The organism is Bradyrhizobium sp. BR14999, assembly GCF_056106085.1.
Genome location: NZ_CM148536.1, coordinates 2,405,855 through 2,429,326, shown reverse-complemented (window position 1 = coordinate 2,429,326; position 23,472 = coordinate 2,405,855). Strand labels below are relative to the sequence as shown.

General features: G+C 56.8%; 20 protein-coding genes. 5 read left to right on the top strand and 15 right to left on the bottom strand.

The window, feature by feature from the left end; genetic code table 11:
- Positions 1 to 158 precede the first annotated feature (158 nt).
- Genes ACR9YP_RS11245 through ACR9YP_RS11215 form a run of 7 tightly spaced genes read right to left on the bottom strand, consistent with a single transcriptional unit; the run spans position 159 to position 6,850 of the window.
- Positions 159 to 947: an ABC transporter permease gene (locus ACR9YP_RS11245; RefSeq protein ID WP_438110331.1), complete on the bottom strand. Its 789-nt coding sequence runs from the start codon at positions 945 to 947 to the stop codon at positions 159 to 161.
- On the bottom strand, positions 947 to 1,861 hold the full coding sequence (gene nodI / locus ACR9YP_RS11240) for a nodulation factor ABC transporter ATP-binding protein NodI (protein WP_438102066.1): 915 nt from the start codon (positions 1,859 to 1,861) through the stop codon (positions 947 to 949). The genes ACR9YP_RS11245 and nodI overlap by 1 nt, the downstream gene beginning before the upstream one ends.
- Positions 1,849 to 3,570, bottom strand: a complete 1,722-nt coding sequence (gene nodU / locus ACR9YP_RS11235; RefSeq protein WP_474219765.1) for a nodulation protein NodU — start codon at positions 3,568 to 3,570, stop codon at positions 1,849 to 1,851. The genes nodI and nodU overlap by 13 nt, the downstream gene beginning before the upstream one ends.
- Positions 3,571 to 3,583: 13 nt before the next feature.
- Positions 3,584 to 4,213, bottom strand: a complete 630-nt coding sequence (gene nodS, locus ACR9YP_RS11230; RefSeq protein WP_474219764.1) for a nodulation methyltransferase NodS — start codon at positions 4,211 to 4,213, stop codon at positions 3,584 to 3,586.
- A 13-nt stretch (positions 4,214 to 4,226) separates the two neighbouring features.
- Positions 4,227 to 5,591 carry a chitooligosaccharide synthase NodC gene (nodC, locus tag ACR9YP_RS11225; protein ID WP_474219763.1) on the bottom strand — a complete coding sequence of 455 codons (1,365 nt, stop codon included), beginning with the start codon at positions 5,589 to 5,591 and terminating at the stop codon, positions 4,227 to 4,229.
- A gap of 15 nt (positions 5,592 to 5,606) precedes the next feature.
- Positions 5,607 to 6,260 carry a chitooligosaccharide deacetylase NodB gene (nodB, locus tag ACR9YP_RS11220; RefSeq protein ID WP_474219762.1) on the bottom strand — a complete coding sequence of 218 codons (654 nt, stop codon included), beginning with the start codon at positions 6,258 to 6,260 and terminating at the stop codon, positions 5,607 to 5,609.
- Positions 6,257 to 6,850, bottom strand: a complete 594-nt coding sequence (locus ACR9YP_RS11215; protein ID WP_474219760.1) for a NodA family N-acyltransferase — start codon at positions 6,848 to 6,850, stop codon at positions 6,257 to 6,259. The genes nodB and ACR9YP_RS11215 overlap by 4 nt, the downstream gene beginning before the upstream one ends.
- A 967-nt stretch (positions 6,851 to 7,817) precedes the next feature.
- Between ACR9YP_RS11215 and ACR9YP_RS11210 the strand changes: the two genes are divergently transcribed.
- Positions 7,818 to 8,813 carry a LysR family transcriptional regulator gene (locus tag ACR9YP_RS11210; protein WP_474219759.1) on the top strand — a complete coding sequence of 332 codons (996 nt, stop codon included), beginning with the start codon at positions 7,818 to 7,820 and terminating at the stop codon, positions 8,811 to 8,813.
- A gap of 249 nt (positions 8,814 to 9,062) precedes the next feature.
- Here ACR9YP_RS11210 and ACR9YP_RS11205 read toward each other — a convergent pair whose 3' ends face one another.
- The 3 genes from ACR9YP_RS11205 to ACR9YP_RS11195 form a co-directional block, all read right to left on the bottom strand.
- Complete coding sequence (locus ACR9YP_RS11205) at positions 9,063 to 10,172, bottom strand: branched-chain amino acid ABC transporter substrate-binding protein (protein ID WP_474219758.1); 1,110 nt, start codon at positions 10,170 to 10,172, stop codon at positions 9,063 to 9,065.
- A 139-nt stretch (positions 10,173 to 10,311) separates the two neighbouring features.
- Entirely contained in the window at positions 10,312 to 10,770 is a 459-nt protein-coding gene (locus tag ACR9YP_RS11200; protein WP_474219757.1) for a MerR family transcriptional regulator, read from the bottom strand.
- Between the two features lie 230 nt (positions 10,771 to 11,000).
- Positions 11,001 to 11,222 (bottom strand): hypothetical protein, encoded by a 222-nt coding sequence (locus ACR9YP_RS11195; protein ID WP_474219756.1) that lies wholly within the window; start codon positions 11,220 to 11,222, stop codon positions 11,001 to 11,003.
- An 824-nt stretch (positions 11,223 to 12,046) separates the two neighbouring features.
- On the opposite strand from ACR9YP_RS11195, the gene ACR9YP_RS11190 reads away from it, so the two are divergent.
- Complete coding sequence (locus ACR9YP_RS11190; RefSeq protein WP_474219755.1) at positions 12,047 to 12,946, top strand: LysR family transcriptional regulator; 900 nt, start codon at positions 12,047 to 12,049, stop codon at positions 12,944 to 12,946.
- Positions 12,947 to 13,085: 139 nt separating this feature from the next.
- Here ACR9YP_RS11190 and metC read toward each other — a convergent pair whose 3' ends face one another.
- Positions 13,086 to 14,330 (bottom strand): cystathionine beta-lyase, encoded by a 1,245-nt coding sequence (gene metC, locus ACR9YP_RS11185; protein WP_474219754.1) that lies wholly within the window; start codon positions 14,328 to 14,330, stop codon positions 13,086 to 13,088.
- Complete coding sequence (locus tag ACR9YP_RS11180) at positions 14,327 to 14,584, bottom strand: hypothetical protein (protein ID WP_474219753.1); 258 nt, start codon at positions 14,582 to 14,584, stop codon at positions 14,327 to 14,329. Before ACR9YP_RS11180 ends, metC begins: the two co-directional genes overlap by 4 nt.
- A 692-nt stretch (positions 14,585 to 15,276) precedes the next feature.
- Between ACR9YP_RS11180 and ACR9YP_RS11175 the strand changes: the two genes are divergently transcribed.
- Both ACR9YP_RS11175 and ACR9YP_RS11170 read left to right on the top strand, forming a co-directional pair.
- Positions 15,277 to 16,368 carry a pyridoxal phosphate-dependent aminotransferase gene (locus tag ACR9YP_RS11175; protein ID WP_474221034.1) on the top strand — a complete coding sequence of 364 codons (1,092 nt, stop codon included), beginning with the start codon at positions 15,277 to 15,279 and terminating at the stop codon, positions 16,366 to 16,368.
- 45 nt (positions 16,369 to 16,413) lie between these two features.
- On the top strand, positions 16,414 to 17,442 hold the full coding sequence (locus ACR9YP_RS11170) for an LLM class flavin-dependent oxidoreductase (protein WP_474219752.1): 1,029 nt from the start codon (positions 16,414 to 16,416) through the stop codon (positions 17,440 to 17,442).
- A gap of 518 nt (positions 17,443 to 17,960) precedes the next feature.
- Here ACR9YP_RS11170 and ACR9YP_RS11165 read toward each other — a convergent pair.
- From ACR9YP_RS11165 to trpD, 3 genes are all read right to left on the bottom strand, one after another.
- Positions 17,961 to 18,461 carry a flavin reductase family protein gene (locus tag ACR9YP_RS11165; protein WP_474219751.1) on the bottom strand — a complete coding sequence of 167 codons (501 nt, stop codon included), beginning with the start codon at positions 18,459 to 18,461 and terminating at the stop codon, positions 17,961 to 17,963.
- 161 nt (positions 18,462 to 18,622) lie between these two features.
- Positions 18,623 to 19,423 (bottom strand): indole-3-glycerol phosphate synthase TrpC, encoded by an 801-nt coding sequence (trpC, locus tag ACR9YP_RS11160; RefSeq protein WP_474219750.1) that lies wholly within the window; start codon positions 19,421 to 19,423, stop codon positions 18,623 to 18,625.
- Complete coding sequence (gene trpD / locus ACR9YP_RS11155; protein ID WP_474219749.1) at positions 19,420 to 20,445, bottom strand: anthranilate phosphoribosyltransferase; 1,026 nt, start codon at positions 20,443 to 20,445, stop codon at positions 19,420 to 19,422. The genes trpC and trpD overlap by 4 nt, the downstream gene beginning before the upstream one ends.
- Before the next feature lie 2,322 nt (positions 20,446 to 22,767).
- Between trpD and ACR9YP_RS11150 the strand changes: the two genes are divergently transcribed.
- A complete protein-coding gene (locus tag ACR9YP_RS11150; RefSeq protein WP_438102091.1) occupies positions 22,768 to 23,034 on the top strand; it encodes a hypothetical protein in 267 nt (88 codons plus the stop codon).
- Positions 23,035 to 23,472: the final 438 nt, after the last annotated feature.

Here is a 23,472-nt window from a genome sequence, read left to right as displayed (position 1 = left end):
CTCCATTCATTGTAAGAAAGCCACCTTGAGACCAGCGGCCTCTCAGCTGTTCGCCGCTGCATGCACCAGCCCGCCATCACTAGGCTAAGAGACCTAGCAAGCTTCTCGGATCTCGAAATTATGGACCGTGCGTTCGTTAAAGTTGCCACTGCGACCTCTCAGCGCATAAGGCGTCGGAGAAGCAGCGCAATCGACAATAAGAACGGCGCCACCGCGTAAATGCAAAGTGCGCCAATATGTATGCCGGCTCCGCTGACTGGCCGGCCCAGCATCGCCGGGCGAATGAGTTCAATCGAGTGTTCCAAGGGCAACAGGCCTGCTGCGAGCTGGAAGCCGGAGGGCAACTGGGTGATCGGGAACACTGCGCCGCAGAGGAACACCATCGGTGTCAGGACTAGCGTCTGGTAAAACACGAAATAGTCGTAGCTCGGCGCTAGTGACACGATGACCATCGCCAAGCTCGCGAAGACGAACCCAGTGAGGGCAATTGCGGGTAGTGCGTAGAGCATGGATGGCCATGCAGCATAACCCATCCCCGCCGCCACGATTGTAATTCCTGTGCCGGCCAACAAGGCCTTGCTGGCTGCCCATGCCACCTCACCGAGCAGGATGTCGCCGAGCGTAAGCTGTGTGCACAGCATCGCCTCCCAAGTCCGTTGACTGTGCATGCGGGCGAATGTGGCGTAAATGGTTTCGAAGCTCGCGGAAGTCATTGCGCTCGTGGCGACCATGCCTCCCACCAGAAAATCGATATAGGAAGTCCCGTTTACACGACCAACGATTAGTCCGAGGCCAAAGCCAAGGCCAAGCAGATTCGTCATCGGATCGGCGAGGTTGCCAAGAAGCGATGCAAGCGCAACTTTTCTCCATGCCAAGTAGTTGCGACGCCAAACTGCGATCCAGTTAACCGCATTGGCGGGCATGGCCGCGCTATAACTCGTTCTCATCATATCTCTATCTCGCGTCCGGTGAGTCGCAAGAACACATCCTCGAGATTCGGCGGACGTTCCAGAAGGCGCACGCCCGCACGCCCCCGCAACTTCTTCCGCACCTGCTCCAGATCCGGCGCATAGCAAAAAATGGTCTCGCCACTCTGTTCGATGCGCTGCGCGTAAGGCGCTATCAGCTCAATAGATTCCTGCGGATTGCCGCCATAGATCTCCATGACGTCGCAGCCAATCTGCTCGTTGATTAGCGCGTGAGGCTCGCCTTCGGCGATCTTGCGTCCTTCTTCAAGCACGCACAGCCTGTCGCACAACCGCTCGGCCTCTTCCATAAAGTGAGTCGTCAGCAGGATTGTCTTGCCCCGGGCAAGTAGCGATCGTAGTCGTTCCCAGATCAAATGGCGGGCATGCGGATCGAGCCCTGTCGTTGGCTCGTCCATAACGAGCAGTTGCGGATCGTTGATCAGCGCACGTGCCAGCACCAGCCGCCGCTTCATGCCGCCGGATAGCTCAGAAACGCGCGTATCCGCCTTGCTCTCGAGGCGAGCAAATTCGAGCAGTGATGGAATAACTGCCTCGATTTCACGCGCACTCATGCTGAAATAGCGGCCGAACACCAGTAAGTTCTCGCGTACTGTGAACTCGTTCTCAAGGTTGTCAAACTGCGGGACCACGCCCACGCCTGCACGTGCCAAACGAGCGTGTACTGGTACTTGCTTGCCGAGCACCGCGATCTTCCCAGAGTCCGGCGCCACCATACCGAGGATCATACGCACGATGGTGCTTTTGCCCGCGCCATTGGGTCCAAGCAGCCCGAAGCACTCTCCCGCCGCAACGGTGAACGTTAGCCCGTTGACAACGACTTTGTCGCGGTATGATTTGTTTACAGCGGCAAAGTCGATCGCTACGCCCGGCATGCGTCCATCTCAGCTTGTCGACCGGACGACAACACTTTTGTTGCTGGCGTTTGGGTCCAGAGCAGGCCGTCGCACCAGATGTGTTCGACGCGTCCCCATTCGCAGGCGGATGCGACATCGGGGAAGAAACCACGTCCATGGTGGTTGGCGCTAGTGTTGCAGAGCAGCGGGATGCCTGTGAGTTTTTCGTATTCAATGAGCAGTTCAGCAACCTTATGCTGGGATGTTCTGCCGATCGTCTGCAACCGTGCAGATCCGTCAAGGTGCACAACGGATGGGATTTTGTCTCGCCATTCTGGCCGCGTCTGATGATCGAAGAGCATGTACGGATCCGGCGTTCCAGGATCGAAAATATCCGACGCTCGGTCCTCCAGGCATATCGGGGCAACCGGGCGGAAGTGTTCGCGAAATTTGATGTCGTTGAGATAGTCCTTCATTCCGGGCGATGTCGCCGCGGCAAGGATGCTTCTGCCACCCAAAGCGCGCGGTCCGAGTTCGGCGCGACCGGCGAGGAAGACCACGGGCTTATTACTTGCAAGAAGCGCGGCGAGTTCACTCATGCTGCACGGGGCGGCGTTCCATTCCGCCGAAGCATCGCCGCTTGCGAGTGACGGACCGCTATAGACCGACCACTCCAGTGGCGCGAAACCGTTGTCGGCCACCATTGCCGAACAAGCGGCCCCTATTGCTGAGCCACTGTCATTCGGAAAAGGAGGTACCCATACAGCATCAAATAGCCCGGTCGCACGTAACGCACTGTTCCACTTAATGTTGAGACCACAACCACCGGCTATGCACAGGTTGCGCGGTCCCGGAAAATTCGAATGCCGCAGGAGAGCAAGGCCCATCTCCCGCACGAGCAGACGCTCTACAAAAACATGAAACGATGCAAGGATGTCTTCGGGGCGCTTCGCGTCCAATCGAAGGGCGCTTTCCGCGAAAAAATCGTGCGTAGCCCCAAGTGACGCTTCGGCGTTGTTTATGTTTGCACGGTAACGCCGAGCAGCCTCAGTGTCGGCCGCAAAGTGCTTCTCATAGCCGTCCTTAAACACCGCTATAATGTCTTCATCAGGGGCCCCCAGGCCGATATAGGCCATCAGTTTCCCCGCGACGCCAAGGTCCCAGTGATTCCGGTTCGGTTGCTGGTACGGCCCGAAGCGGTGGCCCGCAACAGCATAAGCATGGCCTATCATCGGGAACAGGGAATCCAGGAAGCGGCCGCCACCGGGTTCTACATAATAGAGCCGTGGAAAGATGCACCCGTCCCACACGAGGCAGAATGCTGATTCTTTATTTTTCGCAAAGGGGCTCGTGCAATATGCGGAGGCAACATGGCCCGTGAGGTGTGCATAGCTTCTGTAAGAGAAACTTTTCCCGTCGAGCACAAGGCCCGGCCTCTCGTGTGCTGAGAGGAGTCCCTCGGGACGTTCAACATACGGCGCACCTTTGAGCGTGAGAAGTTCGGCCCCACTTAAGACCTGGAATTCCGATTCGGTCTCGCCGTCCCAACCGTCGATGACGAACTGATCAATGTCGCCGGGATCCAGCCCGTGCTCCGCCAAAGCAAGAACAACTGCATCGAGATTCTCAATGGTTTGATACCGCCGATTGCTTTCGCGTTTCTCCTGCTCGATGCAAAAGACCAGGTGTCCATCCTCTACAAGAGCGACGGATCCGTCATGCGTCAGCTTGATGCCACAGATGCGCATAATGCCTCAATGCTTAAGATGGATTCTTGAGTAGAACGGAGGATGGGTTCGAATTCCGAAAACGAGCGAGCAAGCAGTCTTCGCTGGCCGAGACACCTTGGCATTGCACCCGCTCGGCCTCGACCAATGTTTCGCTCAACATTGCGATGATCGTCTCCGCACCGGCAGCATGCCCCCAGCCCCGGCAGGTGGCATCGCGCGCTGATCCGAAGACCAGATGACCATCAGGCGCGAGCATTCGCACCAGATTGCTGACGGCCGTACGCATCTCGGCGACATCGCGGAGATAGTAGAACACTTCCGCCGCCACGATCAGATCGAACCGCTCAGCTGTCGAGAACTGTTCAATGTCAGAGACAATCCACGTAATGTGCGACCATTGCATCGTCCGTAGGCTTGCCCGATCGATCGCTCGCGGCACGACGTCGACGACTGTGAGGCGCTCGCAGTGCGGCGCCAGCTTTTCCGTGAACGCGCCGGCTGCGCACCCGACTTCGAGCCCATTCTTGATAGCGCCATTGAAAAGTGAAAGCCGCAGCATTTGCGCGTGACGCTCTCGCTCGAACGGATTGCCGTCCAATTTCCACGGATCATCGGCAGCCAATTCTCGTTCCAACAATTGTCGAATCTCATGCAGGTTCATGGCCAGCTGCCGCTCAGTCCGCACGATCACTGGCCGCGGCGAGTACGGTCGCCTCACCGCCCGAAGGGCGGCGCGAACTATCCCGCTTGCGTGCCGGCACGCCGAGTCCCGACAGCGGGGCGGCGCCCGGTTGAGGCTGCTCGCTCTGCTTACTCACCTTTTTTCCGCCAGCACTGGTGGCCTTGGCCGACTTGCGTGAGAGCCAATCGCTGTTGCTTAGCGTACACAAGGCATATGCCTTTACCGGAAGTAGCAGAAAGATATTGATGGGGGTGTGCAGTGAAAACGCGAGAAATCGCAATTGACGAGCACGAAAGGCCGCTACGCCGCATCGGACCATCGTCATTGATGCGATCATGACACATGTCCACCATGGCACTGTGCCCGTGAGTGCGAGTTGCGCGATACCCGTTACAACCGAAAGAGCCAGAAGAAGGGGTCCGACGTTTTGCCCAATAACATCTAATGTCAGGTATGGATCGAGACCCGGCAGAAGCCGCAACGCAAGCAGCGTGTCTCGGAAGGTGCTCCGGGCCCAGCGCAGCTGTTGGCGCAGATACGGGCCAAACTTATCCGGAACGACTGTCGCGGCGTAGGCGTCAGGAACGTACTCAGTTCGAAACCCAGCTTTCAACATGAGAATCGTGAGATGGCGATCCTCACCGAAATCGCTTGGCTTTCCTCGAAAGTATTGCGCCTCGTACTGATCCAGCAGCAAAGCGAGTGCGGATCGTCGGTACATGGCACATGGGCCGCAGCAGCACATGACCGCGCCGAAACGCGCTTGAGCTGCGCGCTCTTCGTTGCACGCCAGCCAGTACTCCATGTCGATCAAGGAAGTTAACCAAGTGGCATTCCGGTTGCTCGCTGTTAACTGACCCATGGCCGCACCGACCTCGGTGTCTTGCATTTTCAATGCAAGCCTTCCGACCATATCGGTCGCCAGTATCGTGTCCGAATCGACATTGAGCACAAGATCTCCGGATGAGCGGCGAATCGCGGCAATCTGCGCCTTCCGCTTTCCAACGTTCTTCTGCAGCAGAATGAAATTGAACCTCACGTCACGCGCAAATTCCTCATGAACGTATGCCACGTCCTCACGATTTGACGAACCGTCATCAACCACATAGACGCGGAGCTGCCCGGCGTAATCTTGGCTTGCGATCGATCCTAGACACGCCGACAGTGTTCGCGGGTCCTCGTTGAAGCATGGCACGATCACATCCACGCTGGGCATGGCTTCAGGGCGAACCGCATGTGTCGACGTCGACGGCGTGTTTTCCGGTGAGGCATGAAATGCCTGCACGGTCTTGTAGACCGCGGAGAGCAGCGCATAGGACGAGACGACGACAGTGCTGGTTGTGGCAAGCAGGCTCATAGGGCTCAATCTTGTTCAGTGAAGTTGGGGAAGCGGGCAGATCGCAAATCCACGATCACGCAGAGCGGGTATAAGTTGGGAGAGCGCCATCAAGGTCTGGCTGCGGAGATCGGCATGACTGCGCCGCCCCACCTCATCGGGAGGGCATCCATCGTGCAGGAGCACAATCGCGCCGGGACGGACAGATGCTAGTACTGCGTCTACGATCGCATCGGCGCCGGGGCAGGACCAATCGCGCGGATCTACCGACCAGTGCAGAGAGGCGAGCCCGGCCTTCGCTGACATCGCGAACACTTGTTCGGTCCAAATGCCATAAGGCGCACGCACGCGACGCACCGCGGCCTGCGGGCACGCGCTTCTGATCGCCCGACTCGCCGCTAGTACTTCATATTGCACTTCCTCTGGTTCGCATCTGGATAGATCCGGATGCGTCATCGTGTGGTTAGCGACCTCGTGGCCTTCAGCGACCATCCGTCGGATTAGCCCCGGCTCATTCGCCACATACATGCCAATGACGCAGAATGTGGCCGGCGCGCGATATTCCGCCAGCACATCGAGAATATCCGGCGTGCAGTATGGATTCGGCCCGTCATCAAACGTCAAATAGACGCTGCGGGTATCCTTGGCGCGGTTGCTGTGCGCTTGGAAAGCGCAATTGGCGTCTTTCACAGCTCTGGCCCGTTACGCTCGATGATTGTACCGGGCGGCCACTCGCTCATCGATCGCGCTATAGGGAAGACGACGAGGAGTGCGTCATCGACGCGAGTCGGCGGCAAGTTGAGATAGATATCTGGAAGAGTGGACCGCACGCGAACGCCCGAAACAATCGTCGCCAAGCCCGGGCGGCCGAGCAGCCTTGAGATATGTTCTTTGAGTTCATGTCGAACCGTACCGAAGCCGAACGGAACGCCAAGCTGCTGCAGCACAGGATACATCACGCGCATAGAATGGGAAATTCCGAGCCCCTCGAGATCCGGACGCACCGCGTACAGTCCGAGTTCAGCCACCAGCAGATCGATTTCGCCGACCTTGATATACCGGCGCAGCGCGCCGATATGAGCCGCCACGCCACGTTCATCGTAGCCGACTACACGGAGCTCAGGCCTGGCGCCGGCCCAGCTTCGATTGCCTTCAAAGGGTTTTGCATTAAAAGCCCCCGTCGGTCCGTAGGCATTTCGAAAGAACTCGGATATCTCGACGTGGTCGGCGAGTTGTAAGTCATTTTCCCAACACGTCCTCCACTTTAGCTGAGGGCGCATGAAAGATTCTCCTGCTTCTTGCAGTATACCTGAGGCACGCATCAGGCTGCGGACGAGCAGCGTGACGGTGCTCGTTCCATGGTTTCGTCAGCGACTGTGAATGATGTTGGCTTGTTGACGGCGTTTGCGGTGTCGCGGCAAGCGAGCGTTTGAATACTTTCGATCCAGCGTATGCCGCAGCTAACTGTTGCCGCCGTCTCCGTCAGGCGAGTAGCGGTCGGTGCTTTTAGAACAAATGCTTCATGTACTGCTCTGCATCTCATTTTCTTGCCATTGCGCCTAAACGTCCATTCTGCGCGACGGCTTTGCGGTCCACACAAGCTATCGAAGGAGCACGCATCTACCCATTCATATCGGGGTAGACGCCTTCCATAGAACCGTATGTAGCGACTATACGATGGTTTAAACCACGCTTCTGGACGCGCCATTGAACGGCATTCGGTTGCAACGGAACACGACGGTGATGTAGAACCTTTTTCGCGACGGGTTGTGTTGCGAAGGTGCCGCCACTGCGATGCACCAGGCGTCACGCTTCCCAGCTTGCACAGCGAAACTGCTGCTTGCGTGTCAAGAACACGGAACGGGATGATCTTAGTCGCGGCTTGATTTGCCCAGTTCAATATCTGGTGCTGACCATGGTACACGCGACGCATTTCGCGCCGTTCAATGAACTTAAGAAGAGTTTGATGGATTTCTACAGGAGCGATCGCAGCTCGTTCGCACGAGTGGCTAGTATTGGAATCGATGCAATGTTTTCGAGGGCTACAATATGATGACGACCGTCGAGCTAAGCTGCGCGCAACTGCGGACGAAATCCCGTCGCCAATTTTTGCGATCCGCGGCGCCACGCTCTGCCTCTCCAAAATCTACCACGTTCTTAACTACTGACAGTTTCCTAACCGGCGCTGCGCGAACTGGTAAAATCGATTGTTTGGATGAGAAACATCTACACTGCGGATAGGTGACAATGCGTTTCAGGGGCCTTGATCTAAATCTTCTCGTCGCGCTCGATGCTCTGATGACAGAGCGCAACCTCACGGCGGCAGCACGCAGCATCAACTTGAGTCAACCGGCCATGAGCGCGGCGGTTGGCCGACTGCGCACGTATTTCCGCGACGAGCTCTTTACGATGAGGGGGCGCGAGCTTATCCCGACTCCACGTGCGGAAGCCCTCGCTGGCCCGACTCGGGAGGCTCTGCTCCACATCCAGTTCTCTATTACGTCCGGAAATACGTTCAAACCGAGCGAATCGAATCGTCGTTTCAGAATCTGCGTGTCGGACTTTGCCACGATCGTACTACTGCGAAACGTGGTGGAGCGTGTCGCGCGAGAGGCTCCCGGCATAAGATTCGAGTTCATGCCTCACGCTGACCCATTCGATCAACCGCTCGAACGCGCGGAAATCGACTTTCTCATCGTGCCAGAGGTGTATATGTCGGACACGCATCCCAGAGTTGCTCTCTTTGATGAAACCGTAGTGTGCGTCGGTTGCCGTTCGAACAAGCAGCTGTCTCGACAGCTTACATTCGAGCGATACATGTCGATGGGGCATGTTGCCGTCAAGTTCGGGCGCTCTCGAGTGCCCTCCATAGACGATTGGTACATGAAAGAGCACGGCCTGAAGAGACGGGTCGAGGTCGTCGTGCAGAGCTTTGGCATGATCCCGCATATGCTCGTGGGCACCAACCGAATAGCTACGATGCCCTTAACGCTGGTGAAGTACTTCGCAAAGACGATGCCACTGCGGACCAACAGACTTCCGCTACCGCTTCCTGGTTTTACCGAGGCGCTCCAGTGGCCTTCGGTCCACAATACAGATCCAGCCAGCATATGGATGCGCGAGGTTTTGTTAGAGGAGGCAGCGCGCCTAGCTCCTGGCCATGCTGGTTCTAAGACGCTCGTAGGCCATCTATCGAACCACTCTTCGTCAGCTACAGACACGGCTTCAGATGCCTCAGAATGACGGACCGCCACTCGCTCGACGGGGGTGGCCAGGCGACATAGCTCGCTGTGCCAGCGTTTTCTCAAGATCAGCTCAGCCGTTAATTGCTCGTCACAATATAATCCGTCCGGCTGCCAATTGATCGCATGCTCTCTTCCAGCTTTCGTTTGCCCTAGCTTCCATCCTCGGCACTCCGCCCAAAGCATTGGAAGTGATTGATCAGATCAGGTCGCGCCCTCGTCGACCTGAACGGCCCTTAGTCAGCCGATGCTACTCGACCAATTCAATCGTGTTGTCGTGCCAGCGATTAACCACGAAACCGGGAGATGCATTGTCTCCTTTCGCATCGAAATAGACTTGGCCGACTACAGTCTCGACCTCGTGCGACCGGAGGGCTTTCGCCACGCGCAGCGCGTTGAACGAGCCAGCGCGTTTCGCCGCGTCGGCCCATGCCTGCGCGGCGGCATACGCGTAAAGCGTGTAGCCCTCCGCGGACCGCTTTGAGGCCTTCAAACGAGCGACGACGTCGGCCGCCTCAGGTTTTTTGGTGGCGTCAGGCATGAATGTGAAGAGAGTGCCGTTTGCGGCACCGCTCGCAATCGCCCAAAACTCGCCGGTCATCAAGGGATCGTTCGCCATGACGGTAAGACCGGCTTGTGCGTCAGCGGCTTGCCGTACAATCAGGCCGATCTCCGCGTAGTAGCCGCCGATATAAGCGATCTGAATTCCTTCTCTCTTCAGCCTCGACACCAGGGCCGTGTAATCCTTCTCGCCGGCCATATAGCTCTGCCGCATGAGGTTCTGCAGGCCCGCTTCGTGAAGACGAGATGCAACTATATCGGCTATGCCTTTCCCCGCAGTGCTCTTGTCATCAAGGATGGCAATCTTGCTATTGGAATAGTGCCGCAAGATATAGTCGGCGGCGACTACCCCCTGCTGGTCGTCGCGGCCGCAGATTCGAAAAACGGTTTTGAGGCCCCGCTCGGTCAGCTGAGGATTAGTTGATCCAGGTGAAATCTGGATAATTGCGGCTTCAGCGTAAACGTCGGAGGCGGGAATGGATGAAGAGGAACAATAGTGACCAATGACCAACCTGACCTGGTCCGCCGCCAACCGATTCGCGACCGCGACGGCTTGCTTCGGATCGCAGGCGTCGTCGGCAATGATCAATCTGATCTTTGTATCGAGAAGCACTCCGGAAGAATTCAAATCATCCACGGCCGCACTCGCACCATACCGCATCTGCTCACCAACTGCAGCGTTGCTGCCCGTCATGGGACCGGCCACCGCAATATAGACATCGTCAGCGGAAGCGACTGAGATCAATACAGACGTTAGGATCGCAGCGCCGGCAATAGAACTCTTGCTAAAGAATGCCATTTGACGTCCCTGGCTATGTTTTGTCTTAGGACTTGCTGTGGTTTCGAACACCCGCCGCGGTCCCGATGTTGGCGGTCGTACAGAACGTCGCCTTTCCCAGGCGATCGTTCGCGTAGCTCAACGGTTCTTTCCTACCTGCCTATCGATCAGAATCATCCGGAGCGCGTGCGCGCCGGCGGGTACGCCCGCAGCCTTCCTGCGACATCGCATCAAGGCGAGCAGGTAGCTCCTCTACACTCACGTCCGATTCGGCGTTCTGCGTGATATTGCGCAAACGATCGCGCAACTTGGTCGCTCGCGCGACCTGGATCTCCGCTCGTTCCAATTGTTCGCTCAACAAGTTAGGAAGCGAGGATCTGCCCTCCATCGCTTTCCGGATCTCTTGCAAAGACAATCCAAGCTCGCGAAGCGCCAGAATGTGATACACTCTTCTGACGCTTTCACAGTCATAGATCCGGTGACCACCGCCCGTGCGCTGCGACGCTGAGAGCAATCCGGTGTGCTCATAGTGACGCAGAGCGCGCACGGTCACGCCGGTCGCCTCTGCAAGTTCACCGATGCGCCGCCACCGGCGCCTGAATACTGTAGGTCTGGTCATGTTTCTCTTTTTCAAACCTACAACCTAACGTCACGTGAGGTTCAAGCGGTTTCGACAGCCTGCAGATTTTGTTGCCAACTTTCCGTCGGCAATATCGAACCTCGACTTGCGGCAAACGGCTCAGCAGGCTGAGTGACATGCAATATACAAGCAACAGTCTGCTGCAATGGCGTTCGGATAACGCGGTTATAGTTCTGGAATTCAAGTAGAGGCATTCAACCGCTGCTCGACTAAGCGACTGGCGCGATAGCCACCATCAGCCTTCTTAGGAGAGCCAATTCGGCCTCACCAGCGGCCGTACGTTCAAGTACCAGCTTGGCAATCTCTGTTCGATTGACGGGAGTTCGCATACTTGCAGGCAGCGCCGCCACCGCTTCATCATAGATCTTCCCCAACACCGAAAGGACTTCTGCATCGAAGACCTCACCTCGTACCTGCAACACTTGTACCATCTCTCCTGTCGAAACATCGCGCTGGCGGCTCGGCTCCTTGCAAGGGCGTTTGGCTGCGTTAGGGCAAAAACAAGACCGACCTGCGGCGCGCCGGTCAGGAGCATGTCGACCTGTCGATCGATGCGCAGTTAAGCGCACTGGCGTGATGGATGCGGGCAAAGCGACGTCGATCGGATTGTGACTGCGCAATCTTACGGGCGAGACGCAGAACGCCTGAGCAAAACCATCTGGCCATGGTACGGAGGTCAGGAATTGTCGTCGATTCGTGCCTTCCAATTTCCTGCCTTTGTTAACTTCGCTCACGCGAGCGAGCCAAGACTGAGCACCATTCGAGCGTGCGAGGCGCTAAGCAGGCATTGTCCTTCGTAAAACAAGACTGCATACACGGAAACGGCCATTCCGCTCGACTTACGGGCTCAACGGCGCGCCGCGAGTCCGATCGGTCAGACCATTGCTTGTGTTTAGAATTGGACGATCCGTAAGAGTTTAGTCAGCAAGCTCATCCAGATTGACAATTGCATTCGTACTGAATGCTGCTAGTAGCGCAAACTGATTTGTCCGTGGTCCAATCGGGCAGTTCGACATCATGCAGGAAGGTGCGCGACTCACAGTGATTCCGCAGCCGCAAGAGCATGATCAGCATGTAAGACGACCGGTCACAACAGATAACCGCCCCAAAGAAGCGAAAACAAGAATAGATTTTTTGGCCTGCAGAGTTGCGCTGTCGTGGCAGGCCAGTGCGGGGACACGGGCTCACGTGGAGAACCGCCGATAGCGCAGCGAATGAATTGATCGACAAGAGTCTATTCGGTTTTGGAATTCACATGGAGCTTCGTAAACTACGCGCTTTCGTGGAGGTCGTACGGCAGGGCGGGTTCTCCAAGGCCGGCAAAGTCGTATTCGCGACCCAGTCTACGGTCAGCAAGGCGGTCAAGCAGTTGGAGGATGAGATCGGCGTGCCCTTACTTGATCGGATCGGCCATCGCAGCAAACTTACCGCTGCCGGCGAAATTGTTTACCGCCGTGCGATCAGGATTCTGACTGAACGGGACGATCTAATTTCCGAACTCAACGAGCTGCGCGGCCTCAAATGCGGCATTCTCAAGCTCGGTTTGCCACCGGTTGGGATTGGCACACTCTTCGCGAAGCTTTTTGCGATCTACCGTAAACGTTATCCAGACGTCGACATCCGCCTCGTGGAGTACGGAAGCGAGCGCCTGCAAGACATTTTGCTATCAGGCGAGATCGAACTTGCCGCTTCGCTTCTTCCCGTATCAGACGCCTTTGAATGGCAAGACGTCAAACGCGAGCCCCTTGCTGTACTGCTACCGGTTGACCATGAGCTTTCGCAGCGTCAATCCCTCGATCTTTCGACATTGCGCGAGATTCCGTTCATTCTCTTCGAACCCGGATTTGCATCGAACCACATGATTATGGATGCTTGCCAACGGCACGGTTTTGAGCCGCGCGTCGTAGCACGCAGCAATCAGATTGACTTTATCATCGAACTTGCTGCGGCGGGCATGGGCGCCGCCTTTCTGCCACGGATGATTGCGGAGCAACGTGCGCATTTCTCGCTCGCGCGGTTGCCTCTCGACGAAGCTGATACAGACCGGCGCATTGCAATGATCTGGCGGCGCGAGGCGTGTCTCTCGCCCGCCGCGAGGGCTTGGCTGGATCTGGTAGCTTGCACACGCGCCGAGGATCATTCCTTCGGCGACTGAATTGCTGTCGAACAATTCATTATCGTCCTATCGCGCGCAATGCGCATTGCACCTCGTGTACCACGTATACCACCGGGGAGGGGCCGCTGAACGATCGTTAGCGCAGCGGCCTCGAGCCGTCAGGTTCAAAGCACGAACACTAGCTGACTATTTGACATTGACTGACGACCTCGCTCGTTTCCGGAGGAACGATGCTGTCAGCTGCAGCTTCGCAGGCGGCGTTCAGTGCCCCATGCATGTCCGCGATCAGCTCGGTCGGACTTTCCATGCCCGCGTGTATGCGAAGCAGCGGTCCTGGAAGCTGAAGCGAGCCTTCCATCCGTTTCGGAGGCTCGACGAGCAACGCGAGACTTTCGTACCCGCCCCAGGACAGACCAATCCCAAAGAGACGCAGGCTGCTGAAGAGAACCGAAAGTTGCGGCCGTGACATAGGCTTCAGAACAATTCCGAAGAGTCCACTGGCGCCCAGAAAATCTCTCTTCCAAATGACATGGCCGGGATCGTTGGGAAGGGCTGGGTGCAACACCCTGTCGACGGCTGGATGGGTTTGCAGATTCTGCGCCAGGATAAGGCCATTTTCCCAATGGCACTTCATGCGCAAACCTAGAGTACGAAGTCCACGTAGGGCCAGATAAATATCGTCTGGTCCGCCAATTTCGCCGAAATGATGCGCAGTTGACTTCAGGCCGTGCCATGCCGCTTCGTTCGCAGTGGCAACGCCAAGCAACGCATCGGAATGACCAACGATATACTTCGTCGCTGCCTGGATCGAAATGTCGACCCCGTGCTCGAACGGTTTGAAATACAGAGGTGTCGCCCACGTATTGTCCATGATTACAAGTACGTCCGAGCGATGTGCAATCGCCGCGAGCGCTGGGACATCTTGAACTTCGAACGTCATAGACGATGGCGATTCCAAATAGATGGCGCGTGTATTTGCTTTGATCTTCGCGGCCAATTCTGACGGCTTAGTTGGACAGAAATACTCCACCTTGATTTGCAGCCTCGCAAGAACATTGTCCGCGAAGGCTCTCACAGGCGCATAAACGCCGTCGCTGATCAGAACCGCGTCGCCCGCCTTCAGACACGCCAGCAGAGAGTGAGTACAAGCCGATTGCCCTGATGGGAAGAGAATTGAACGATAGCCGCCCTCTAACTTACAGATCGCGGCCTCCAGCGCACGCGACAGTGGCGTGCCGAAGCGACCGTAGCTCGGATTGTCTTTGTTCCGGATGTCCCATTCCTCCAAGGTCTCCGATACGATCGTAGATCCGCGGTAGATCGGCACATTAGCCATCCCAGCATGTTCTGCCGGCGCACGACCAAGGTGACAAAGGAGAGTTTCCGTGTCTCTTACGTCGTTTTTATCTTCCAGAGCCTTCATGACAATTTCTCTTCCATCGCATTCCTTCCCGCTCGCGCCATGTTGCCGCGCTGTGAGCCACCTGCCTGCTTCGGCTGCATTGCTGCTGCAACAACAATGCCAATCTCGAGCAATGCGACTGCGATCTCATTTGTGAACCCACTTGAGATGCTGGATTCAATGCGACTTTGAACCTCGCTGACATTTGCCAGCGGATGATCCTCTGCACGACTTATGTGACAACTATTTATGGCTTGGCAATTCAGCTCGCCCATATCGAGGTCGGCTCTCGTTGTAGGAAGTGAGACATTTTCCGATCATGATCGAAAGCTCTTGAAACGAACGTAAGGTCAAGTTGTAAACTATCAAAACTGGGGAGGCATCGGGGCCCCCGATAGCTGGCGAACGAGGATTGTGAATGTCTCAAACGCAAATGTTTGCGCCGCGACCAACCGTCACGCCCTCTGATCACCTCGAGCAAAACGCCCGCAAGCACGTGCGTGTGCCTGCTAGAGAGCAATCGCATTGCCCCTCCATTGGAGGCATAACCAGGCCTCCGACGGACATTCGTGCGGGCAACCGTTGCCGAACAGTTCTGGCCAGAGTCTGTGCCGACAGCTTACCGCGCGGTATCGCTGAGGTTTACAAACTCAGCAATGACTATTCGCCGCAGTTAAACAGCACCCTAGTTGGGACCCCTTCTCTGTTTAATCATGGGAGAGCGCATATCCGACTGGTGCGCCCTTCGCAAATACATGACCTGACTTACGCAAGTTTCGGTTTCGCCTTGCGTTTCATGCAACTGTAAGGATCGGCCCCTAAAGACGGGTGAAAGTCCGCGCCGGCCGACTGTGCAGAGACAGGGTCGGCCTGCTGACGCGGAAGCTCATGCGCCAAGTACCAGAGTGTTCACCCAGATAGGACCATAGCCATGCTCAAAACCCATGCTTTTCGACGGAGCGACCACATGTCAGACGCAAGGCTGCTAAGCGCACTCTCATCCCTTTCGCACGTGGCAAAACAATTAGACGTTCCGCCACCCGCTCTGCCCGCGCTTGACGCAAATTGCGTCAAACTCAACATGAATGAGAACCCATTTCCATTGCCCGCAGTTGTCAAGGAATGCGCAATTGCCGCCTTTGAGCGGCACTATTTGTATCCGGAAGATGACAATGTCGGCTTAAGAGAGGCTGCCGCCTGTGCTTACGGCCTTTCCGCCGATCAGGTGATCGCTGGGAACGGATCGTCCGAACTTCTCGGCCTTATCTACAAAGCGTTCCTCGCTCCAGGCGACGCCGTAGCGATGATGTCGCCCGGATTTTCGTTCAACCGCAAGCTCGCCATGTTGCACGAGGCCCAATTTCTGGAGATAGGGTGGGGTGAGGATCATTCCTTGCCAACGCACCAGCTGCTTTTCGGCCCCGCCCGAGATGCCAAGTTTGTTGTGCTAGCCAATCCGAATAATCCGACGGGAACGTTTGTTCCGATCGCCGATGTCGAAAGGCTCGTAGCACAATCTGATCGGCTGATCGTCCTTGACGAAGCGTATGCCGACTTCGCGCCGGACAATGGACTACGGCTCGTCAACCGCTATTCAAATGTTCTGCTATTGCGCACGTTCTCGAAAAGTTATGCCGCGGCGGGCCTCCGCATTGGCTTCGGCTTCGGTCACCCCGAGCTTATCGGCAGGCTTCGTACCATGCAGAACCTCTTCAACATGAATGTGATTGGTTATGCGGTCGGCATGAGCATCATTGAGCATCGAGCCGCATTCGACGACAACCATCAACATATCATGCGTGAACGGGAGCGAACGAGCGTCGAACTATCAAAACTCGGGTTTACCGTCTTGCCTTCCCAGGCCAACTTCCTGCTAGCCCGCGTGCCCGAAGGACACGACGGCGCCTGGTGGCAAGCCGCACTCCAGAGGCAGAACGTGCTTGTGGCGTTTTTCCCCGAAAACGGTCTTGAGAATTTCATACGCATTACCATCGGCACAGCAGGGCAAATGGATGCGTTTCTTTCAACCGTCAGTGATATTTTTTCCTCGTCAAACTGACCCCAAGCCAATGGCTATGCCGCTTCCACTACATGAGGTGATCGAGTGACAAGTACTTTCCCTTCAAAACTAGCGTTCGGCATCTTCGATCACCTGGACGCGAACGGTCATGACGTAGCCCAACAATACAACGATCGCCTCCTGCTTGCTGAGGCATGCGATCGCCTGGGATTCTATGCGTACCATCTAGCAGAGCACCACTGCACTCCGCATGGGAGAAGCCCCGTACCGAATCTGTTCTTGTCGAGCGTCGCACAGCGCACGACACGTCTTCGCGTCGGCCCAATGGTCATGCTGCTTAGCCTTCATCACCCGCTGCGAGCGTTTGAAGAGGCATGTATGCTGGACCAGTTGAGCGGCGGACGACTCGAGCTTGGCATCGGACGCGGCTCACTTCCAGTGGAATTGGGCTATTTCGGGGTCAGTGCCGACGCGGCACCAGGGCGTTATGCAGAGGCCAGTGAAATCCTTGTTAAAGCCATGCGAGGCGGCTCGGTCTGCTACGAGGGGGACCACTTCCGGTTGGATGACGTTCCATTGACGCTAACACCTCATCAGCGACCGCACCCCCCGACATGGATCGCCGTAAATCAACCTGGCTCGGCAAGCTGGGCCGCTGAGATTGGCGCGAACATCGCAAGCATCGGACCTGCATCGTCTGTTCGAAGGGTTACTGATGCGTACCGCTCACGTCGAGGGCTAGGTTCAGACGCGAATGTCCAATCGCCATTTCTTGGCTTGCTCCGCATGGTTGTGGCCGGCAGCTCTGAAGCAGACGCTTATGCACTCGCTGCGCCGGCTTACGATCATTGGCTCAAGAGCTTCAAGTTCCTTTATGAGCGCAACAACATCCCCACTCCGCCGAACCTCCCCCTGACCTTCGATGCAGCAATCGAGAGCGAGTTGTGCGTTGCCGGGACGGCCGCTTCGATACGACACACTCTTCTTAATCATCTCGAAGAGGCGGGCGCCAATTACCTTCTTTGTCAGCTCGCATTTGGGGACCTCTCTCTGGATGCTTCATTGAACACGGCGACCATCATTCGGTCGGAAGTCGCCGCGGGACTTGGTTGAACATGAAGGTCCGCCGTACCAGCGATGGCGGTGCTTGCGATAGTGTTTGGGAAAGGTAAGACTTGGCTCGGAATGTTCAAGATCGTGATCTGTGCCGGGTCTGAAAACCGAGCCGAGATGAGAAGTGTTAAGCACACGCATACGCGAACGGCTCGCGCGGGAAGTGGAGGCTCTGCGTTTAGATGCCGCTTTCGCGGTCTACTCGGACCGCAATTGCTTGAGGTCGATCCAGGCGCGTTCGCGGGCACCAGCGATCATCTGCCCACAAGCAACGTCCACGCCCGGTCGTCCAGCGGGCGATCAGGCAGTTTGGCCCCCATTGTCTTTGTCAGCGACGGTGATTGCTCCCCGCCCCGGCCGGACGCTGCGCATACCTCTCAAGGCGCGCTTGAACTCACAACTATCAAGCTGCTCCGCAGATGGGCGCCGCTCTCGCGCAAGTAATGTCCGATCAACAATCGCTTCATCACTGTTTCCGATCGTAAGCCTATCAGTGTAGAACGCCCGCAGAACCGCGCTCAGTCTGATGGTAATGCTCGAAGTTCGCCACGACAGTTGATGAGCGGATTGCCGTCGCCTGGATACACCGCAATCGTTCGACCGACAAATATTCCATGCGTGCCAATGACCTGATGGTGGTGTAGAACGCATTCGAGAGCGCAGATTGCGCCTTGCAATAAAGGTACATCGAGACTCCCCTGGTCCCAGGCACCCGTATCGAACCGCTGGACTCCTTTGGAGCCATCCCGGCCGGCGAACCGCAGAGCGATGTCCTGATGATCAATAGCAAGGAGGCTCACGCCAAACCTGCCGTTCGCAAGTATCGCATCATGTGTCCCGGAACTGAGATTAATACCAACCAGCAAACAGGGAGGATCTACGCATATCGACGTAATAGAACTCACCGTTAACCCACGCCGTTCAAGCGCCGTTCCTGTCGCGACGATGGCAACGCCGCTGGCCAGATTTCGCATTGCCTGGCGAAACTCGGCTGCCTCGATTGATTGAATCTCACTCATTAGGCAAGACAACCAAGGATCAGCGTCCTACCTGTGGGAAACGTGCAAGTTCGCGCCTTAGCTCTGTGCAGACATTGTCTTGCTTGAGGCTCTCGGCGCGCTTGCCGTATCGACGGGCTTGAGACTTTGCGTGTCATTGATGCGCCCCAGATGGCTCCAGCTTAGTTTTTTGAAAGCAGCGCGCGAGTTGCTGCCGTGAGGTCGGGCTGCCGCATTAGACTCTCGCCCACAAGGAAGGTTGCGATACCAGCTCGTGAGAGCCGCTCGAGGTCAGTGAACTCACAAATTCCGCTTTCGCTGACGATCAGTCGATCCTGCGGGATGAGTGATGCCAGCGCCTCACTTGTCTTGAGATTTGTCACAAACGTGCGCAGGTTGCGGTTATTGATGCCGATCATCTGCGAGCGTAGTTTCAAGGCGCGATCGAGTTCGGAGCGATCATGGATCTCGATCAACACGTCCATACCGTATGCTAAGGCCGCGGCCTCGAGGTCGTGGGCCGCCCCGTCGTCCAGCGCGGCCATAATCAGCAGAATGCAGTCGGCACCACGAGCGCGAGCCTCGACCACCTGGTAAGTGTCGAAAATGAAATCCTTGCGCAAGACTGGCAGGTTTGTGGCGGCGCGCGCCGTCTCCATAAAATCAAGGTCACCCATGAAAGACGGTTTGTCCGTTAAGACTGAAAGGCAAGCCGCGCCCCCTGCTTCATACGACCTGGCGAGTGATGGCGGGTGGAAGTTGGTGCGGATGAGCCCCTTTGAGGGCGACGCTCTCTTAATTTCAGCGATCAGGGCATAGCCACCCGACGCGTGCTTTTTGCGAATTGTGCTTAGAAAGCCTCGCGGAGATGGCGCGCACTTTGCGCGCGCGTCGAGTTGGGCACGCGAAAGCGCACGCCTTGCCGCTGCGATTTCTTCCCGCTTATACGTCTCAATTCTCGTCAGAATGTCGGGGTTAGTCATCTTGTCTGTTCTGCGTTAGAGACTGCGACCAGATGCTTCAGGCGCGCTGCGGCGGCACCACTGTCAAGTGACTCCTGCCCGATAGCTACCCCTTGCCTCAAAGTTGTGGCCCGACCGGCCAGTATAAAGGCACCTGCTGCATTCAAGAGAGCGACGTCGCGATATGGGCCTGGCACGCCCTCGAGTACGCTTCGTAGTGCAATCGCGTTAGTATGGGGGTCCCCACCCTTCAGCTCCTCCTTTCCGTAACGGGGAAGCCCGGCTTCTTCCGGGGTCACCTCGAAGCTGCGAATCCGACCTTTGTCGAGGGCGCTGACAAAGGTGGGGCCGGTGAGCGTCATCTCGTCGAGCCCATCGCAGCCATGCACCACCCACGCCGACTCCGCGCCGAGCCTCTTGCAGACTTCCGCCAAAGGCTGCACCCACTTGCGCGAAAACACGCCAATCATCTGCCGCCTCACCCCCGCAGGATTGCAGAGCGGCCCGACGAGATTAAAGATTGTGCGGGTCGCGAGCTCGACCCGGGTTGCGCTCACGCTTTTCAGTGCCGGATGGTGGTCCGGCGCAAACATGAACCCGATGCCGGCATCCCGAATGCAGCGAGCGACGCCTTCTGGCTTCAAGTCGATCTTCACGCCCAGCGATGTCAGTACATCGGCCGAGCCCGAGCGTGACGAGAGCGCGCGGTTGCCATGCTTGGCGACAGGAATGCCAGCGCCCGCGATAATAAAAGAAGTACATGTCGAGACGTTAACTGACCCCAGACCGTCGCCGCCCGTGCCCGCAATGTCGATCGAGTCGGCGGGCGCATTGACCCGCAGCATTTTGCCGCGCATCGCGGAAGCCGCGCCGGTGATTTCTTCAACCGTCTCGCCGCGCACCCTCAGCGCCAGCAGCAATCCGCCTATCTGCGAGGGCGTCGCCTGGCCCGACATCATAATGTCGAAGGCCAAGGCCATTTCCTGGTGGTCCAATGGGACGCCGCTGGCGACTTTGCCCATGATCAATTTGAGATCCATCACGTGCTCTTGAGCCTGTCGGAGTTGTTATTAGTAGCGCTTACGGAATTAAGCGGCGCGCTTATGCGCGACGTGGAAGACTGACGTTTGGCTCCGCTACAGCCTTCCGTCTGTCCGGCGCCACTTCTGGCCTCCACAAAGGCCGCGCCAATGACTGTTTGGCAACATCCAGTGAAGCGCGGGCCAACTGTAAGATGCTTCAGATCGCGTTTCCGGCACGCCCGCCACCCTCATTTCAGCATTCACGCGCGCGATGAGCCTAGCTGCGCCATTCGCGCGCACCAGTCGCTTTGCCTCACGATCGATCTTTAAAGCTTACAACTTGACACTGCGGCAGGTTCAAGCCATTTCGGCGAACGAGTTCGACGCCCACACACTCACAAACGTAAGCAGACGGGCGCCAACGCCGGCGTGCACGAGCTTAGCAAGCATTTGCTACACTATTCAGCCTCGACGCCATTCCGCCCCGCAATGAGCCTCGCGTACCGGACATTTGTCAGTATCTGCGCCGCGACTATTCCTTCGGGATGGTCACGTCAGCGACTGGCGGCGTAAAGAAACAGTGCTGCACTTCTCATGAGAGGAGAATATTCGCTCCCGGCCAGGATTTTGGATGGAACTACCTAGCGTGGCTCAGCTTAGACTCGTTCGGAATGGAAATCACCGAAAGTGAAGAATGCTTAGGAACCGATCTCGTCGATGGTGCAAAGAAGACGACAGACGCCTTCTCGATCTCGCTTCGAAAAACGAACCGCCGAAGAGAATTTCTATCCTGCTCGAGCGGAGCGAGCCCGCGGTCGCTCTGCGGCTCAAGAAGTTGCGATCGACAGCTTCCAGGTGCCAGCCTTGGCCCGAAGAGTTCGCCTGATTTGACTGCCGCGCGTAGCGGCGAGGTCAATCAGGTGAGATAAAGCGACGAGTAGTATTCGTCACAATCCGCCTCCTCTGGTGCGCGCTCCATTCCTTGTAAGACTTCTGGCGAGCTTCATTCCCTTCGCCCGCATCACGGCTCATGCGGGGACCATCGCGGCGGATATGGCCTTTCGAAACAGCCACCGAGGAGCGGACGATCATCATTCTGGCTGGTCAATTGAGCTGCAACGCGTGCGACGGAATCGAGACACTCCGCCTGCCCAAAGACCAGTGTTAGTGCGGCACATTTCGCTCACGGCAGGGCGATGGCAATTGCCGATGCCCTGACGGTGCATCCTTAAGACGGCAGGCATTCAGAAGAAACCCGCGCCGGTGCACTCGGCGGGGGCTCTGAAAGTCGATCACGCGAGGCTCGCGAACGAGGCGTCGCATCAAGGACCCGCACTCATTGGCCGCTCTGACCACTGGCTGTCTGCACCAGCGCCTTTACGTTCATGATCCGTATGGTCGACAAGATGTGCATCGCTTGCCGAAAGCGACACATCCGCGTTATTCGATGAACCGCAAACTACGCGCGCCTTCCCACTATCGGCCCTTCCCACTAGTCAGTCGGCCTCAGCTCCAATCTCCGTTAGCATGACGCATCAAAACGCTCTGCGCTTAGACAATTCCGTCGGACGTTCAGTAATGCGCGATGTTGGCCGAAGGTGAGCCATGTGCAAACGATACCGCTCACGCCTCGTCCGAGAACGCCATGCATGGGCAGCGTACCCAGCTGCCAAACCCACGAACAAAATCGGAAGAACTAGAAACAGCGTCATTGAGAAGCCTCTCTTTCTAAAGCAATCGCGCCTTTCGAAAAGGACAGCGAGGACATCATGAAACGTCCCTTTTGTTGTTTGTGTCGACACTACTTTGCGATTCTACAACTTGACGCAGGGTCCGGTTCAAGCCCCCGGAGGCTCTCGCCTTGAATATTATGCTGCTGCATTAGCGGCGGCCGATATGCTTCACTCAAGACCTGATCGCCTGAGACGTACTGATGATGTTCGACTGAGTTAGCGTAGCTGCCCAAATCGGAGGGATCAGCTCATTTGCACCACCTTGCTGGCCTGAAAACGAATCAGCTGCGCGGTGAGCTAGCCTTCCTGCTCGTGGAACATCCCATTCCGCCGCTCGTTCCTCGCCCAGCTTCGCTTTTGTGATGGCGCTGAGAGAGCGGATCTTTCCGTAGAGGCCAGATCAATTCCGCCACGGATTAATTATGATAGCCGCCCAAAGCGCCGGGCTGCGTCGAACCTTTGACCACGCCTGCAGCATGCTGCGCGTGGACGCAACAGCAGAGGCGACGGTTGATCGCGATCGGTCGCTTGCAGCTTGACGTGGGGCTTACTGATCCTACAGAAGTCGTAGACGGATACTCCTCGCAACTGCGATCCCAGGGCTGCGAAAATGAAGGTGAAAGAGCTTATTGAACTTCTATCAAGATGCGAGCAGGATGCTGATGTCGTCATCCCGGATTCGTTTTCACCGCGCGGGGCATTCGCTCTGGTGAAAGCCGTCCAGACGGGGTGGACCTATAATCCGCAGCTTGCGATCGATGATATGTCCTTTTGGATCGACGGGGTCGACCATGTTGAGCCGCCGCGCGGTAGCTATATAGCCCGTGGCGTCAGGTTGCTTGGTCCAAAATGTGGACCTGCACTCGCAATCCAATAGATCCACAGAAGCGGCTAACCTCGTTGAGGTAGCCGGCTTTAAGCCATTGCTTGCCTTCCATCGCCCTTAACGACGTTGTGGCGCGACTTAGCAGCCTTTTCTTTGCCGCTCGAGCGCTTTGGGCCGCGAACGCAAACAGATGTGCAATAAGACGGACCAGATCTCTTAGTCAGCAAATGATGCGTGGCACGTTGCTCCGGTGGCTAGCCGATCATTACTCCTCCATTGGAAGATCTTCGGGCCCCGAACAGGCGATGCCGATTGCGTTTATGGAGGAGATTTGTCGAAAGGTCTCTAAACTAAAACCATCGAGCCCTCGCGCGGACAGCGTTGGACGCTCATGTTTGGCTACTGGTGGCCCGGAAGGTGCGGACGCGGAGAGAAGGCACTGACGAGGCTATCGAGCGCCACACGCGTGAAGAGACCCGTAATTGGTCA

Coding starts and splice junctions, on each gene's coding strand:
- ACR9YP_RS11210 (WP_474219759.1), top strand. CDS start 7,818: ATGCGTTTCAGGGGCCTTGATCTAAATCTTCTCGTCGCGCTCGATGCT.
- ACR9YP_RS11245 (WP_438110331.1), bottom strand. CDS start 947: ATGAGAACGAGTTATAGCGCGGCCATGCCCGCCAATGCGGTTAACTGG.
- ACR9YP_RS11215 (WP_474219760.1), bottom strand. CDS start 6,850: ATGCGCCCTCAGCTAAAGTGGAGGACGTGTTGGGAAAATGACTTACAA.
- ACR9YP_RS11205 (WP_474219758.1), bottom strand. CDS start 10,172: ATGGCATTCTTTAGCAAGAGTTCTATTGCCGGCGCTGCGATCCTAACG.
- metC (WP_474219754.1), bottom strand. CDS start 14,330: ATGAAGGCTCTGGAAGATAAAAACGACGTAAGAGACACGGAAACTCTC.
- trpC (WP_474219750.1), bottom strand. CDS start 19,423: ATGACTAACCCCGACATTCTGACGAGAATTGAGACGTATAAGCGGGAA.
- nodI (WP_438102066.1), bottom strand. CDS start 1,861: ATGCCGGGCGTAGCGATCGACTTTGCCGCTGTAAACAAATCATACCGC.
- ACR9YP_RS11190 (WP_474219755.1), top strand. CDS start 12,047: ATGGAGCTTCGTAAACTACGCGCTTTCGTGGAGGTCGTACGGCAGGGC.
- ACR9YP_RS11150 (WP_438102091.1), top strand. CDS start 22,768: ATGAAGGTGAAAGAGCTTATTGAACTTCTATCAAGATGCGAGCAGGAT.
- nodU (WP_474219765.1), bottom strand. CDS start 3,570: ATGCGCATCTGTGGCATCAAGCTGACGCATGACGGATCCGTCGCTCTT.
- ACR9YP_RS11175 (WP_474221034.1), top strand. CDS start 15,277: ATGTCAGACGCAAGGCTGCTAAGCGCACTCTCATCCCTTTCGCACGTG.
- nodS (WP_474219764.1), bottom strand. CDS start 4,213: ATGAACCTGCATGAGATTCGACAATTGTTGGAACGAGAATTGGCTGCC.
- ACR9YP_RS11180 (WP_474219753.1), bottom strand. CDS start 14,584: ATGGGCGAGCTGAATTGCCAAGCCATAAATAGTTGTCACATAAGTCGT.
- ACR9YP_RS11195 (WP_474219756.1), bottom strand. CDS start 11,222: ATGGTACAAGTGTTGCAGGTACGAGGTGAGGTCTTCGATGCAGAAGTC.
- nodC (WP_474219763.1), bottom strand. CDS start 5,591: ATGAGCCTGCTTGCCACAACCAGCACTGTCGTCGTCTCGTCCTATGCG.
- ACR9YP_RS11200 (WP_474219757.1), bottom strand. CDS start 10,770: ATGACCAGACCTACAGTATTCAGGCGCCGGTGGCGGCGCATCGGTGAA.
- ACR9YP_RS11165 (WP_474219751.1), bottom strand. CDS start 18,461: ATGAGTGAGATTCAATCAATCGAGGCAGCCGAGTTTCGCCAGGCAATG.